At 36.4% G+C, this 15,293-nt stretch carries 17 protein-coding genes; 8 read left to right on the forward strand and 9 right to left on the reverse strand.

Annotated elements, in window-relative coordinates:
- The first annotated feature begins 60 nt into the window (after window positions 1-60).
- From dapF to G525_RS0113690, 5 genes are all read left to right on the forward strand, one after another.
- Entirely contained in the window at window positions 61-834 is a 774-nt protein-coding gene (gene dapF, locus G525_RS0113670) for a diaminopimelate epimerase (RefSeq protein WP_027126671.1), read from the forward strand.
- Window positions 834-1,358 carry a GNAT family N-acetyltransferase gene (locus G525_RS0113675; protein ID WP_027126672.1) on the forward strand — a complete coding sequence of 175 codons (525 nt, stop codon included), beginning with the start codon at window positions 834-836 and terminating at the stop codon, window positions 1,356-1,358. The genes dapF and G525_RS0113675 overlap by 1 nt, the downstream gene beginning before the upstream one ends.
- Window positions 1,359-2,402, forward strand: a complete 1,044-nt coding sequence (gene mltG, locus G525_RS0113680) for an endolytic transglycosylase MltG (RefSeq protein ID WP_027126673.1) — start codon at window positions 1,359-1,361, stop codon at window positions 2,400-2,402.
- A 3-nt stretch (window positions 2,403-2,405) separates the two neighbouring features.
- Window positions 2,406-3,317, forward strand: coding sequence for a DUF2279 domain-containing protein (locus G525_RS0113685; protein WP_027126674.1), 912 nt, complete (start codon window positions 2,406-2,408; stop codon window positions 3,315-3,317).
- A gap of 106 nt (window positions 3,318-3,423) precedes the next feature.
- Window positions 3,424-4,092, forward strand: a complete 669-nt coding sequence (locus tag G525_RS0113690; protein WP_027126675.1) for a hypothetical protein — start codon at window positions 3,424-3,426, stop codon at window positions 4,090-4,092.
- On the opposite strand, the gene G525_RS0113695 is transcribed toward G525_RS0113690, so the two are convergent.
- The 3 genes from G525_RS0113695 to dnaA all read right to left on the reverse strand — a co-directional run bounded on the left by G525_RS0113695 (window position 4,093) and on the right by dnaA (window position 6,875).
- The gene (locus tag G525_RS0113695) at window positions 4,093-4,809 is read right to left on the reverse strand and encodes an SAM-dependent methyltransferase (protein WP_027126676.1); all 717 of its coding nucleotides are present in this window, start codon (window positions 4,807-4,809) and stop codon (window positions 4,093-4,095) included.
- A 40-nt stretch (window positions 4,810-4,849) separates the two neighbouring features.
- Entirely contained in the window at window positions 4,850-5,305 is a 456-nt protein-coding gene (locus tag G525_RS0113700) for a low molecular weight protein-tyrosine-phosphatase (protein ID WP_027126677.1), read from the reverse strand.
- 142 nt (window positions 5,306-5,447) lie between these two features.
- Window positions 5,448-6,875: a chromosomal replication initiator protein DnaA gene (dnaA, locus tag G525_RS0113705; RefSeq protein ID WP_027126678.1), complete on the reverse strand. Its 1,428-nt coding sequence runs from the start codon at window positions 6,873-6,875 to the stop codon at window positions 5,448-5,450.
- Between the two features lie 188 nt (window positions 6,876-7,063).
- Between dnaA and G525_RS0113710 the strand changes: the two genes are divergently transcribed.
- Window positions 7,064-7,477 carry an acyl-CoA thioesterase gene (locus G525_RS0113710; RefSeq protein ID WP_245577801.1) on the forward strand — a complete coding sequence of 138 codons (414 nt, stop codon included), beginning with the start codon at window positions 7,064-7,066 and terminating at the stop codon, window positions 7,475-7,477.
- Here G525_RS0113710 and G525_RS0113715 read toward each other — a convergent pair.
- Genes G525_RS0113715 through ribD form a run of 4 tightly spaced genes read right to left on the reverse strand, consistent with a single transcriptional unit; the run spans window position 7,474 to window position 10,612 of the window.
- Window positions 7,474-8,094, reverse strand: coding sequence for an IMPACT family protein (locus G525_RS0113715; RefSeq protein WP_027126680.1), 621 nt, complete (start codon window positions 8,092-8,094; stop codon window positions 7,474-7,476). The genes G525_RS0113710 and G525_RS0113715 overlap by 4 nt on opposite strands.
- Before the next feature lies 1 nt (window position 8,095).
- Window positions 8,096-8,959 carry an EamA family transporter gene (locus tag G525_RS0113720; protein ID WP_027126681.1) on the reverse strand — a complete coding sequence of 288 codons (864 nt, stop codon included), beginning with the start codon at window positions 8,957-8,959 and terminating at the stop codon, window positions 8,096-8,098.
- Window positions 8,956-9,567, reverse strand: a complete 612-nt coding sequence (locus G525_RS0113725) for an HAD family hydrolase (protein WP_027126682.1) — start codon at window positions 9,565-9,567, stop codon at window positions 8,956-8,958. Before G525_RS0113725 ends, G525_RS0113720 begins: the two co-directional genes overlap by 4 nt.
- Window positions 9,560-10,612: a bifunctional diaminohydroxyphosphoribosylaminopyrimidine deaminase/5-amino-6-(5-phosphoribosylamino)uracil reductase RibD gene (gene ribD / locus G525_RS0113730; protein WP_027126683.1), complete on the reverse strand. Its 1,053-nt coding sequence runs from the start codon at window positions 10,610-10,612 to the stop codon at window positions 9,560-9,562. The genes G525_RS0113725 and ribD overlap by 8 nt, the downstream gene beginning before the upstream one ends.
- Window positions 10,613-10,648: 36 nt before the next feature.
- Between ribD and G525_RS0113735 the strand changes: the two genes are divergently transcribed.
- Together G525_RS0113735 and prmC are read left to right on the forward strand one after the other, a co-directional pair.
- A complete protein-coding gene (locus G525_RS0113735; RefSeq protein ID WP_027126684.1) occupies window positions 10,649-11,140 on the forward strand; it encodes a GNAT family N-acetyltransferase in 492 nt (163 codons plus the stop codon).
- Window positions 11,140-12,015 carry a peptide chain release factor N(5)-glutamine methyltransferase gene (gene prmC, locus G525_RS0113740; protein ID WP_027126685.1) on the forward strand — a complete coding sequence of 292 codons (876 nt, stop codon included), beginning with the start codon at window positions 11,140-11,142 and terminating at the stop codon, window positions 12,013-12,015. The genes G525_RS0113735 and prmC overlap by 1 nt, the downstream gene beginning before the upstream one ends.
- A gap of 214 nt (window positions 12,016-12,229) precedes the next feature.
- Here prmC and G525_RS0113745 read toward each other — a convergent pair whose 3' ends face one another.
- Window positions 12,230-12,955 carry a copper homeostasis protein CutC gene (locus G525_RS0113745; protein WP_027126686.1) on the reverse strand — a complete coding sequence of 242 codons (726 nt, stop codon included), beginning with the start codon at window positions 12,953-12,955 and terminating at the stop codon, window positions 12,230-12,232.
- Between the two features lie 67 nt (window positions 12,956-13,022).
- Entirely contained in the window at window positions 13,023-15,287 is a 2,265-nt protein-coding gene (locus tag G525_RS0113750; RefSeq protein WP_027126687.1) for a glycoside hydrolase family 20 protein, read from the reverse strand.
- Window positions 15,288-15,293: the final 6 nt, after the last annotated feature.

Genomic DNA, 15,293 nt, shown 5'->3' on the forward strand with positions numbered 1-15,293 from the left:
TTTTAACGCTGGTTTAACATCGCAATAAACCATCAAGATTTCCTATATTTGCCAAAACCTATGAAACAGACTTTTTATAAATATCAAGGCACTGGAAATGATTTTGTGATGATTGATAATCGTCTCTTAACGTTTGACAAAAAGCATACCAATCGCATTGCACTCTTGTGTAACAGACGTTTTGGCATTGGTGCCGACGGTTTGATTCTTTTGGAAAACCATGACACTGCAGATTTTAAAATGGTTTATTTTAATGCAGATGGGAATGAAAGTTCCATGTGTGGGAATGGTGGACGTTGTATCGTAGCTTTTGCCAGATTTCTTGGAATTATCGAAAACACTACCAATTTTGAAGCCATTGACGGTTTGCATCATGCCAAATTAGAGAAAAATGTCGTTAAGCTTCAAATGCAAAATGTCGCTCATTTGGAAAATCATGATACGCATGTTTTTTTAAACACAGGTTCGCCTCACCATGTGCAAATGGAAGCTAATTTACCACAGCTTCAAATTAAGGAAATTGGTAGTAAAATTAGATATGGAGCGCCATATAATAAGGAAGGAAGCAATGTAAATTTTGTATCGAAAGTGTCAGAAAATGAATTTTCGGTCAGAACTTATGAGCGTGGCGTAGAAGATGAAACCTTATCTTGTGGCACGGGTGTGACAGCAGTCGCATTGGCCATGAATTTTATGGGAGAAACAGAAAAAAATCATATCATCTTGAATACAGAAGGGGGAACGCTTGAAGTGTCTTTTAATAAGGAAGAACAAGGCTATAATGATATTTGGCTTATCGGTCCTGCCAATCAGGTTTATAAAGGTGAAATTTAATGGAAACTTTAAAAGGCAGTCGCATTTATTTACGGGCATTGGAGCCAGAAGATTTAAGCTATCTGCACAAAATTGAGAATGATGAACGCATTTGGGAATTGAGTAATACCCAAACGCCTTATTCCCAATATATCCTGAAACAATATTTGGCAAATGCCTATAAAGATATCTATGAAGTTAAACAGTTGCGATTGATCATTTCCAACTATGAAGGTACTTCTTTGGGAATGATTGATTTATTTGATTTTGATTTCAAAAACAGTCGGGCAGGGGTAGGGATTTTGCTTTATGGGCAAGAAGATAGACAACAAGGCTATGGAAAGGAAGCCCTCCAATTATTGATTGCTTATAGTTTTACACATCTTAACCTGCATCAACTTTATTGTAATATTACTGAAGGTAATGAGGCAAGCATAAAACTGTTCACTAATCAAGGATTTGAAAAAGTTGGTGCCAAAAAAGATTGGATTTATAGTAATAGAACATATAAACACGAATATTTATTTCAACTTATCAATACTTAGATGTATATAAAGAAAATTTTAATTGCCATAGTTTTGATTGGCTTAGTTATAGCTGCTATCATGGCCTATTTTGTCTATCAAACCATGTTTGTGTCTAATACAGCGTTTAATAATGACACTGCTTATGTTTATATTCCAACAAATGCTACTTATAAGGATGTAAGGGCAGAATTGACGCCCCTATTGAAAGATATCTCCAAGTTTGATCGGTTGGCAGAGCGTAAAAAATATACAGCCAATATAAAAGCGGGGAAATATGTCATAAGGAAAGGCATGAATAATAATGATATCATTAATTCCATTAGAAGTAACAATATCCCTGTAAAACTATCCTTTAATAATCAAGAATCCCTTGCACGTTTGGCAGGACGAATTTCTACCCAAATTGAAGCAGACAGTTTAGAATTACTTGCTGTAATGTCTGCTCCTGAGTTCCTAAAGGCGAACAACTTTTCATCCAATACAGCTTTAGGCATGTATATCCCGAATAGTTACGAGTTTTTTTGGAACACATCGGCAGAGCAGTTTAGAGATCGTATGATTAAAGAATATCAACGTTTCTGGAATGATGATCGGTTGGCCAAGGCAAAAACTATCGGTTTGACGCCAGAAAAAGTGATGACCTTGGCGTCTATTGTACAAAAGGAGACGGCGAAGGTTGATGAGCGAAAGAGAGTAGCGGGTGTTTATATGAATAGATTGAATATTGGAATGCCACTTCAGGCCGATCCTACGGTTATCTATGCCATTAAGCGTAAATCAGGTAATTTTGATCAGATTATTAAGCGGGTTCTGTATAAGGATTTAGAATTGGATTCTCCATATAACACATACAAATATCGGGGCTTGCCACCAGGTTTGATTGCCATGCCCGATATTAGTTCCATTGATGCCGTATTGAATTATGAAAAGCACGATTATTTGTATTTCGTGGCCAATGTACAGCAGTTTGGATACCATAAATTTGCAAAAACCTTGTCGCAACACAATGCGAACAAACAGGAATATGTACGCTGGATCAATAAGCAGGGTGTAAATAGATAAAGCATGGCGCGTCATAAGATTACTTTAATTTTAATCTTAACGGTTGTCATACACTCTTTTTCACAATCCTCCATTGAATCCTTTCTTAAACCCAGTTATACGCTCAACAATTCCAGAAGAAAAGCCGTTTATATTTCAGAAGCAGCCATTGGTGGACTGACCTTAATCGGGCTTCATCAATTGTGGTACGCAGATTTTGAGCGTTCTGGTTTCCATACCATAAACGACAATAGCGAATGGTTACAGATGGACAAGATGGGGCATGTTTTTTCTTCTTACCAATTGGGCAGAGCAGGTGCGAATGTTTTAAACTGGAGTGGTGCCAATAAAAACGAACAACTACTTTATGGTGCTACTTTAGGTTTGTCATTTTTAACAGTCGTTGAGATTTTTGACGGGTTTAGCAAAGAATGGGGCTTTTCTTGGGGTGATATGATTGCCAATGGTGCCGGAACCGGGCTGTATATTGGGCAAGAACTCCTCTGGGAGGAACAGCGCATTTCATTAAAGTACTCGTTTCATCAAACAAAGTATGCGGAATTAAATCCAGATAAATTGGGAGATGGATTTTTGGAGGAGCTTTTAAAAGATTATAATGGTCAAACCTATTGGTTGAGTTTTAATATGCATTCTTTTTTTAAGAATGATCATATCCCAAAATGGCTAAATTTTGCCATAGGTTATGGTGCAGAAGGGATGGTTTTTCCTTACGATGAGTCTCATATCGGACTTTCTTCCGGCAACTCAAGACAACGTCAATTTTATTTAAGTTTAGATGTAGATTTATCTCGGGTTGAAACTAAATCCCATTTGTTAAGATCCATATTGGATGTTTTGAACGTAATTAAGGTGCCATTCCCAGCAGTGGAGTTTAACGATGAAAATGGCATAAAGCTTCACGGTATCTACTTTTAAGGACCTTAATCGATTAGTTTTGAGGGTTTAATAAATAGTTGTATCTTTGCACGCTGAAATTTAAGTCTGTTTAAAACATAAAAAGGCTTTACAAAGATTAGGAACAATGTTAAAAAAGATCACTAATTATTTTGTTATCCCTTTTGCAATCTGTGTCATTTTATTGACGACACTTTTTCCAAAAACAGCTGTAGATATGACTAATTTCTCTACGGCCGGATTAGAATTAAATTACACAGTTTCTGAAGATGTCGCACTTTTGTTAAATTCTGAAGAAACTACTACACCAAAACCCCACGATAAGTTTTTTCCGTATTTAGGTAAGTCCTATTTAGGTTTTAAGGAAGCATTGGCTTTTAAAGAATCTCGAGGAAATTATTTTACTGTAAACGATTTTGGCTATTTAGGGAAATATCAGTTTGGGGCTGAAACCTTAAAATTATTGGGTGTCTACAATCCGGAGTTCTTTCTCTACACTCCAGAATTACAGGAAAAGGCTTTTTTAGCCAATTCGGAACGTAATAAGTGGATTTTGAGAAAGGATATTGCACGGTTTGTAGGTCAGGAAATTCATGGTGTTACCGTTACAGAATCTGGCATTCTTGCTGCTGCGCATTTAGCAGGTCCGGGAAGTGTAAAGAAGTTCCTAAGAACCTTTGGTGAATATAACCTTTCTGATGCTTACGGTTCTTCCATTTCATATTATATGAAACGATTTTCAGGTTATGACACATCGTCCATAAAACCTAACCAAAAAGCGAAGGCCAATTTGTAATCAGTCTTTGTGAATGATGAAAATTGCCGGACGTTTGTGAAGGTCTACTTTAATATGCTTCCAATCGTTAATGCTAAAGGTTTTGATGTATTCGGTTGGCAAGGTCAGATCGCACGCTACACAGACTCTAGTATGAGGGTGGAGGGTCGAACATAAATCTTCCAACATTTTATTGTTACGGTAAGGCGTTTCAATAAACAGTTGACTTTGTTTTTGATCAAAGGAGAGTTTTTCTAGACGCCTTAATTCTGCTTTGCGTTCATTTTTGTCAATAGGCAGGTAGCCGTTGAAGGAGAAACTCTGACCATTCATGCCAGAACCCATTAATGCTAAAATGATTGAGGACGGTCCAACCAAGGGCACGACTTGAATATTGTTTTCATGTGCCAATCTTACAATGTCTGATCCTGGATCTGCAATTGCAGGACATCCAGCTTCAGATAGTAAGCCCATTGATTTTCCTTGTTTGCATGCTTCCAAGAAGCTTAGTTTTTCGGAAGCTTCAGTGAACTTATTAAGAATCTTTAATTTTAATGAAGGTTGCGATTTTTCAGGATGTATTTCTTTGATGAACCGTCTTGCCGTTTTTTCATTTTCAACAATATAATCATCCGTAAATTCTAGTATTTTTTTTATTGAGATAGGTAGAACTTCCCAAACTGGGTTTTCGCCTAAATGGGTAGGTATTAAATAGAGTTTTCCAATTGGATTTTCCATTGATGCAGTAATGAATTTATGGTTGCGTTTATTCAGGAATTTAATTGGTCAATCTTTGGGCAATTTTCTCACACGCATTATCTAAAAGTGTATATACCTTTTCAAAATCTTCTGAATCGCCCCAATAAGGATCTGGAACTTCAGTCGGCATGGTTAATCCAGCATCTTGGAGAATTAATTTCACTTTATTTTTGTCTTCGGAAGTTTGCGCTAAGTTGACAACATTTTCATAATTGGAATGATCCATAACATAAATGATGTCAAAATTATCAAAATCCGACCGTTCAAACTGTCGGCATCGTTGATTGGAAATATCGAGACCATTTGATTTTGCAGTGGCAATAGAACGGTGATCCGGCAGTTTTCCTATATGGTAGTTTCCTGTTCCTGCAGAATCAATCGTAAATTTATCTGCGGGTAATTTTGATTCTAGAATGCCGTGAGCTAAAGGTGATCTGCAAATATTCCCTAAACAAACCATTAATATTCGTGTCATGTAGATTTCGTTTTAATGCAATCATTCAGAATGTTGTCACAATTATAATACTGCTAATTATTGAATTTAATCTGGGAGCTTATAATCACAAGGATGGACATTTTTGAAATAAATTTACGCCTCTTTAAACTATGAATTCTTTTTATAAAGCTAGCTTTTTTGATATATCCTCCACATATTTTCTGAACTGTTTATCAGTAGAGGAGAGGTTGTCAACCGTTTTACAGGCATGAAGCACTGTTGCGTGATCGCGCTTGCCTATTTGGGAACCAATGCTCGCCAAAGATGCTTTGGTGTATTTTTTTGCAAAGAACATGGCTAATTGTCTCGCCTGTACGATATGTCTTTTTCTTGTTTTGGACTGTAGGGTATCCACATCCATTTGGAAATAATCTGAAACGACCTTTTGAATATAATCGATGGAAACTTCACGTTTGGTGTTTTTGACAAACTTCTCCACAATTTCCTTAGCGAGGCTAATCGTAATCTCTTTTTTGTTGAAAGAAGACTGAGCGATTAATGAAATAATGGCTCCTTCAAGTTCTCTGACGTTGGTTTTAATATGTTTGGCTACATATTCAACAATATCATCTGGCATTTCAACGCCATCACGGTATAATTTGTTCTTTAAAATAGAAACGCGTGTTTCAAAATCAGGGCTTTGCAATTCTGCAGAAAGTCCCCATTTGAACCTGGATAATAAGCGCTGTTCAATATCCTGCATGTCTACTGGAGCTTTGTCACTTGTTAAAATAACTTGCTTGCCGTTTTGGTGCAGATGGTTGAAAATATGGAAGAATACATCCTGAGTTCCAGATTTGCCCGATAAAAATTGGACGTCATCAATAATCAGAACATCAATTATTTGATAAAAATGAATAAAATCATTTCTATTATTTTTCTTAACAGAATCGATATATTGTTGGGTGAATTTTTCAGCGGAGATATAAAGAACTGTTTTTTCAGGATATTTATCTTTAATATCAATGCCAATAGCGTGGGCCAAATGGGTTTTCCCTAGTCCAACGCCCCCAAAAATTAATAATGGATTAAAAGACGTGCCACCAGGTTTGTTTGCGACTGCTAAACCGGCATTTCTCGCCAGTCGATTGGAATCACCTTCTAAGAAGTTTTCAAAATTGTAATTGGGATTGAGTTGTGACTCGATTTTTACGTTTCTGATCCCAGGAATGACAAACGGATTTTTTAATTCTGGATTTTTATTTTTTAATGGAATATCAATATTTTGAGATTTAACCGCGCTTCTATTTGAACTTGGTATTTTTTCAGTAAAAGGTTGTTTATTGCCATAAGTGTTTTCCATTTTAATGACATACACTAACTTTGCACGATCTCCTAGTTCTTTATTTAATGCAACTTTAAGAATTTTCACATAATGCTCTTCAAGCCATTCGTAAAAAAATTTACTGGGTACTTGGATGCTCAAAGCGTTATCAGTAAGTTTTACGGCAGTAATAGGCTCAAACCAGGTTTTGTATGCTTGGGGTTGGATGTTGTCCTTAATAAATGACAGACAATTATTCCAAACCGATTCCGCAGTTACCTCCATTTTAAAAGTCAATTTTTTTGATGTTAGTCAGATTAGTAAAAAAAAGAGAAATTGGTGTATTCTCTTGAATAATTTCTGAGACAAATATGTGAACAAAATTCTTAAAAAAAAAATCAAATGCTATTGAATATTCAGAATTAATTCCCCATGTTTAAATCTCGATGAAAATACAAAAAATAAACTAAACAATGATGTCAAATCCTTTAAATTCCCACGAAATTCAACTTAGAGTACGATATGCTGAAACCGATCAAATGGGGATGGTGTATTATGGCAATTATGCCCAGTATTTCGAGGTTGGCAGGGTAGAGTGGTTGCGAGAATTTGGAGTTTCCTATAAAAGTATGGAGGATGAGGGAATTTTGCTTCCGGTGGTGAGTTTGAATGTAAGGTATAAGAAGTCAGCGCGTTATGATGACTTGATTAAAGTGAAAACCCAATTGGTAAAAATGCCTTCTGCAACCATTGAATTTGACTATGAAATTACCAATGAATCAGGAGAGATTTTGACTTTAGGAAATACCGTTTTGGTCTTTATTGATGTTAATAGGAATAGGCCTACACGATGTCCAAAATATCTTTTAGACAAACTGCAGAATTAATCGTTTAAAATTTTTATTTCGACACTGTAAATGGCTCTAAAAGTTTCGATGACGCTTTTTGCCTTTTTTAATCGGACAGAAATGATGATGCTACAATCCAATTCTAAGGTTTGATTAACGATTTTCAGGTTTTTTTCCTTGATGACGCGCATGACTTTATTCATGTCTTTATATTCAAATTTGAGTTCGATACTCTTATTTATAGTTTTTGTGACAATTTTCGAATGGTCCAAAGCCATTTGTGCAGCTGTTTTATACGCGCTAATAAGTCCGCCAACGCCTAATTTTACACCGCCAAAATAGCGGACCACTACAATTAATAGGTTTGTGACCTCAAAAGACTGGATTTGGCCGTAAATTGGCATGCCTGCACTATGGTTTGGTTCGCCATCATCATTTGCTCTAAATTGATACTGATCTTCTTGTGTTCCTAATTGATAAGCGTAGCACCAGTGTCTTGCCGAATGATGCTGTTTTCTTAATTCTTCAAGGTAAATTTTGACATCCTCTTCTGTTTTTACTGGAAAAGCATACCCAAAAAACTTACTGTTTTTGTCCTTAAATAAGACTTCAGGTGAGGGTTTGGTTATGGTTCTGTAAATATCTTTTTCTGTCATATCATGCAAAAGTTACTAAATAAATGGCAATAAGCGCCAACCCGATTCCTGCCCAATTCTTTTTGGTCAGGTGTTCTTTAAAGATCCAAAGACCAATTAAAGTGGATGCCATTACAATAGCGACGTTATTGATAGTGAAAAAGGTAGAACTTTCCATATTTGGCGATTGTAGGGCCTTGATGATATAAAATAATGAAGCATAATTGGCAAGACCTAAAGCGATGCCTCCGAGGATGCTTTTCGGGTCTAGCTTTACTTTTCTCTGGAAAGCTTTAATGCTTAAAATGATGATACCAATCATCCCGGCAAATCCGAAAACACAGGCAGAAAACAAAGGGATGTTCTCTTCTGAAATTGACGAATGCTGTAGGTAATTGATATAGGTGTCACTAATTCCCGAACCAAAAAACAGTAGGAGCGGCAATAGGAGATTTTTCTTAAAATTAACAGTGGTCTGAGATTTTACTGAAACCAGAAAGACCGCAATAAAAGCGAGAATGATACCTAATACTTTTTGATACCCAATACTTTCCTGATATAATATAACACCAAAAATAATGGGAATGATTACACTCATTTTAGACGCTACAGATGCCACGGAAAGTCCGTTTTTTTGAGCAGTCCTTGCCATGGTGGTAAAAAGGCCAATGAACATGGCACCCACAATGATACTTCCCAAAAACCAATCAGATTCCAAAATAGCACTGCCAGTAATCGATTTCTTGGTACTGAGCATTCCAAAGCCAAATGCCACTATATAATTGACTATGATGGTTTGGAAAGTGTTAACATTAAATTTCTCCAGTAATTTAAAAACGACAAAAATGAGTAGTGATGCCGCGATACTGAAAATAAGATAGATCAAAATAATTTACTTTTTGTTGTAAACAAAGTGGTTATGTCATCTGTTTCAGGATTGATATGCCATGTATGAATGCCTAATTTTTTGGCAGAAATAATGTTTTCTTCAGTGTCGTCAATAAATAGAGATTCTCGGGCCTTAATATTGTTTTCTTTTAAAACGAACTCATAAATATTGGCATTTGGTTTTCTCAATTGGATTTCATGAGAAAGGTAGAACGCATCAAATGAAGCTTTGAACTCTTCAAAAAATGGAACATTTTCCTTCACCCAATTTATATGTAATTCGTTGGTGTTGCTCAGTAAGATGAGTTTATAGGTTTTATCTGCGGCTAATTTTTTAATGAATTCCAGGCGATGTTCTGGAAAATCTTTTAGAATGCAGTTCCAGGTGTCCAGGGTAGCATTATAATCAAGAGTAGGGAAGTTATCATGATAAAACTCTAAAAACTCTTCTGTTGTCATAAGCCCTTGTTCGTAGAGCGCATTTACGGCATGGATTTCATCAGATAAGCTGTCTATTTCAAACATTTTCAGTGCGGTGGTCAGCGCTCCTTTTTTATCAAGATTGATAAACACATCACCAAAATCAAATATAATATTTTTAATCATTTGTATAAATTTTTAAAGTGTCGTCCAAGATTTTCTCTTCAAAAGTCAAAGTTCCTGATAAATGCGGCGCTTTGGTTCCACTAGTAAAAAAATTAGTTCCCGTGAAAATTCGAGCTTCATCCCACAGATTCTCATCAATAAAAGTTTGAAGTGTTTGTCGTCCACCTTCAATAATCACGGAATTGATATCGCGGTTAAAGAGAATAGTACATATTTGTTGAGCTAAAATTTCTTTTAAATTCCAACTTAAAAACTCCAAATCCCGATGTTCTGTCCCAATGGTTGATTTTTCGTTTTTCTCACTAATGAGAATGGTTTTTGCCTTTTCGTTAAACACAGAAGCATTCTTTGGCAAGCGTAAGTTCTTGTCTAAAACAATTCGTATCGGACTTTTACCAGTCCAATCCCGCACGGTTAAACTCGGGTTATCCGCAATAACGGTATTGGTTCCCACCAAAATGGCTTGTTCTTCCGCACGCCATTTGTGCACGAGTTGTCGTGAAATCTCATTCGTAATCCAAACCGGCTTTAGCTCATCTTTTGTATGTGGAGAGATAAAACCATCAGCAGATTCGGCCCATTTTAGAATGATATACGGCCTTTTCTTATTGTGAAATGTAAAGAAGCGCTTATGATGTTTTTTTACTTCATCTTCTAAAACGCCAACGATCACCTCGCATCCTGAAGCTTTCAGTTTTTCAACACCTTTACCTGAAACTTTATTGAAGGTGTCGATGGTTCCAATAACAACTTTCGGGATTTTAAATTTGATTATTGCATCAGCACAGGGTGGTGTTTTGCCAAAGTGTGCGCAGGGCTCTAAAGTGACATATAGTGTTGCTTTTTTTAATAAAGACTGGACTTTTACACTACTGATAGCGTTTACTTCAGCATGGGCGCCTCCGTACGGGCTAGTAAAACCTTCGCCAATAATTTCTTGTCCATATACAATAACGCATCCAACCATCGGGTTCGGAGCAGTTGTGCCCAATCCATTTTTGCCAATCTCAATGCAGCGTTTTATGTATTTTTCATGTATATTCATCCCCGATAATTATCGGGACAAAAATAACATAATATCATGAGCAAAGACCTTATCCTGATCAGAGAAATTAAAACGGAGGATGATGCACAATTAGCTAAGGTCATTCGTGCAGTTTTGGTTGAGATGGGGGTGCCAAAAATTGGAACGGCTTACGCTGATAAGGCTCTTGATGAAATGACTGCTACTTATAATAAGGACAACGCTACGTATTTTGTGCTTGAAGATTGTGGAAAGATTATTGGAGGCGCAGGAATATCTCAATTGGAAAACTATAACGGTAATATTTGTGAGTTGCAAAAAATGTATTTTTTGCCAGAAGCCAGAGGCAAAGGCCTAGGTGAAAAAATGATGGCAATATGTTTAGAAAAAGCGAAATCTTTTGGTTTCGAAAAATGCTATCTCGAAACCTTGCCTTACATGAAAGATGCTACAAAACTTTACGCTAAATCTGGCTTCAAAAATTTGTATGGACCAATGGGAGACACAGGACATTATTCTTGTAATGTTTGGATGCTAAAAAAATTATAATGCTATTAAAAACACTACGTGAAAATTTTCATACCTCACTAAAAGATGATTATCCGGATACCGAAATCCAGTCATTTTTTAATTTGTTAGCCGAATGTTTTTTGAAAATGAAACGCATGGATGTTTCCTTAAATTTATTCATGCCCATTTCCGGGAAGAAGGAAGAAAAGTTTGAGAATGCTATTAAACGATTAAAGAATTACGAACCAGTTCAATATATTGTTGGTGTTACAGAATTTTACGGATTACCTTTTAAGGTCACAGGAAGTACGCTCATTCCTAGACCTGAAACGGAAGAATTGGTGCAATGGCTTATTGACGACACAAAATTAAAACCTGAAACTCTTTCAATACTTGATATTGGAACAGGAACGGGTTGTATTGCTGTTTCTTTGTCGAAAAACATGCCTTCCGCAATAGTATACGCAGTGGATGTGAGCAAAAAAGCATTGACCGTTGGCAAGACCAATGCGAAACTAAATAAGGTGGATGTTCAATTTTTTGAGTTGGATATTTTAAATTGGAACAATGGTTCATCGAATTTTGCATTTGAAAATATGAGATTTGACATCATTGTATCCAATCCACCCTATGTAAGACATTTGGAAAAGGCTCAGATGAGCCCGAACGTATTGCGGCATGAACCTGGTTTGGCATTATATGTAGAAGATGATGATCCGCTTATTTTCTATAAAACGATAACAGAATTTGCAGCCGCACATCTCGAAAATAACGGACAGCTTTTTTTTGAAATCAACCAATATTTAGGAACTGAAATGGTTCAGCTATTGAAAGATTTCAATTATATAAACATAGAGCTAAGGAAAGATATTTTCGGGAATGACCGAATGATTTCAGGAACTAGAATGTCTTAATTATAGATTTATTGTCTAATTAAGAGGTACAACCCTACAACTTCATTTTAGTCTCTTTGGTTTCTATAAATGGTTTATGCACGAATACATAAATAATTATTTTTCTCTCCTCATCTGAATAGTCTATTTCACGAAGCAAACATCTGCCAATATAAGACCATGGTTATCTAATCCATAGTTGTTTATTCTCATAAATAAGAGGTGGTACCAAAGTTTACCCGTTGATAAGTTCAACCATTGAAGCAATGATTTCTAGGTTGGATGCCATTTCTTGTCCCTCATTTAAAAATTTTGGGGTATTCATAGGAATAGTGGCTGAGGCTTGAATTTCTGGTGATAATACTGCGGAGCAATGAGCTTCCTTAAAACCGGCGCCTTTGAAGATTAAAATGTTTTTGGGATTGATTCCAGATCCTGGTAGAATGGTGAGATTGTCGTTTGCTAATTCTTTTAATTGCTGAAGGATTAAAATTCCCTTTTCAGCAGAGGTGGCCTGTCCTGAGGTTAGGATACGATCCACTTTAAGTGCCATCAACGTATTCAAAGCATCAAAAGGATTTGGCGTCCGATCAAAGGCGCGATGAAAGGTAAAAGGTAAAGGTTTTGAAAGTTCTATCAATTCCTTAGTCCGTTCAATATCTACGGTACCATTTAAATTTAAAACTCCAGAAACAATGCCTTTGCAGCCCAACTCTTTTGAAATTAGGATATCCCGTTTCATGATTTCAAATTCTACATCAGAATAGGTGAAATTCCCACTTCTTGGTCTGATAAGTACAAAAACAGGAATGCTCAGAGTTTCTATGGTGTGTTTTAATAATCCATAAGAAGGTGTGACGCCACCAACCGCTAATTCTGAGCACAATTCTATACGTTGTGCCCCAGCATTTTGGGCATTGATTGCCGATTGGTAATTAGAGGCGCAAATTTCTAATATCATACTTTATATGTTAAGACCTTTCAGTTCTGAATCAATAGGATCAAAACCTGATAGGCGTGTTTTCGTTTTATTTTACAATGAATTCATCAATAAACGTCCAAGGTTTATGTCCTGCTCCTTGTTTACCTTCTGGAATCAGTCCGGAATTTGGAATTTTTAAATAAATATAGCGTGTGGTTTGGTTAATTTCAAGAGTCACATTGAGATGACGATCGTCGCTTTCTGGAAGTTCAATTTTCGAATAAGTGTTATTTTTGTCCACCCTAAATTCTATCGTTTTTGGTGTATAAATCCACATCCAAGGGGCTTGATAAAATCGGGTTTCAATCGAATTTATGTCCATTTCCTCACCCAAATCAATCGTTATTTCTAAATCCTCTCCATCAAATCCCAACCATTCCTTATCATCAACTCTTGTGTCACTTCCGGAAATTCCGTTGATCAAACCTTCAATGCCACTTCCTGAATAGGATTTACTCGGTTGTACGTTGAACGTAATGTTTTTTCCAAGTGCTTTATGGTAAATAATGGGTTGGATAAATGTCGTGCCCAATTTTTTGTCAGTGTTAAAAATCGCCGCTTTTATTATGAGGTCTTTGTCTATGGAAATGGCTTCGGAATACACTTTTGAAGTTATATTCGGCTCTGTGCCGTCAGTTGTGTAACGGATGGTTTTATTTTTGAGGATGGTTTTTAATTCATAGCCATTAGGACCTTGCTCACCTTCCACTTCATATAAATGGTTGGCATAATTAATGTTTAAGGCTTCCAAACGCTGATGGAAATTTTCCACTCGGCTTACAAAATCAGGATAGTTTTTGTTTTCAGAGGGCGACCAAAGCACTTCACTCATTGCGAGAATTCTTGGAAATGCCATATATTCCAATTGCTTTGCGTTTGGAATATATTCTGTCCAAATGTTTCCTTGTGCACCTAAAACATACTTGGACTCCTCTTCAGTAAGTTCTTCCGGAATTGGATTAAAACTGTACACTTTTTCCAAAGGTAAAAACCCACCGCTATTCGCTAATGGTTCATCTTCGTTATCAGATTGTTTATAATCAAAATAACAATGCGAAGTTGGAGTCATGATCACATTGTGATGTTGTTTTGCGGCTTCTACAGCACCTTGTGTGCCTCGCCATGACATGACGGTAGCGTTTGGAGCCAATCCACCTTCCAGTATTTCATCCCAACCAATAATTTGTCGGCCTTTGCTATTCAGATATTTTTCTATTCTTGTGATAAAATAATTTTGAAGTTCATGTTCGTCTTTTAGACCTTCATCTTTAATGCGTTGTTGGCAATTAGGACAGTTTTCCCAATGTTTTTTTGGTGCCTCATCACCACCAATATGAATGTATTCGCTAGGGAAAAGTTCTAAAACCTCGTCTAAAACATTTTCTAAAAACTCAAAAGTTTCATCTTTTGAGCAGAAAATATCTTCAAAGACACCCCATGTTTCCGCCACCTTAACTTGTTCGCCGGTACAGCCCAATTCTGGATAGGCAGCTATAGCCGCTTGTGCATGTCCGGGCATTTCAATTTCAGGTATAATGGTCACATGGCGCGTTTGGGCATAAGCAACCACATCTTTTATTTCTTCTTGTGTATAGAAGCCACCATAACGTTTGCCGTCAAATTGTTGAGGATCGGCATTATAGCTACCCACCAAGGTTTGGTCCCTAAAAGCGGCAATCTCTTGTAATTTCGGATATTTTTTAATCTCAATACGCCAGCCTTGGTCTTCTGTTAAGTGCCAATGGAACGTGTTCATTTTCAACATTGCTAAGGCATCAATATATTTTTTTATGAAATCCACTGAAAAGAAGTGGCGGCCAACATCCAAATTCATGCCTCTGTATTTAAATTGCGGGGAATCGACAATCGTTATACAAGGAATTGAAATGTTTTTTTTAGAGAAGCTTCCATTTTCAAACTCGGCGGGAAGGAGCTGTCTTAACGATTGTACAGCATAGAACGCACCTTGATCAGTTTTAGCTCTAATTTCAATCTGTTTTGGCGAGATGGTTAATTGATAGCCTTCATCATTTAAAATGCTCTCGTCCTTAATAAAGTTGATACTATTATTTTGTTTTAATTTTAGAGTATTGCCTTTTTCAATAAATTCCTTTAAGAAATTAGAAGAAACTTTGAAGCTGTCATCAGATGAAATCCCGACCGAATTGTCCAAAATAAATTCTCCGTTGCTACTTTCAATGTGAGACGGCATTGGAAGAATTTGAGGTTTCTGTTTTACAGTATTTTGCGAATCACAATTGTATAAAATTGTTATAAAAACTATAAGGGCGCCTATTTTCTTGAATTGCATTTTAGT

It is taken from the genome of Gelidibacter mesophilus DSM 14095 (genome assembly GCF_000423005.1).
GTDB classification, from domain to species: domain Bacteria; phylum Bacteroidota; class Bacteroidia; order Flavobacteriales; family Flavobacteriaceae; genus Gelidibacter; species Gelidibacter mesophilus.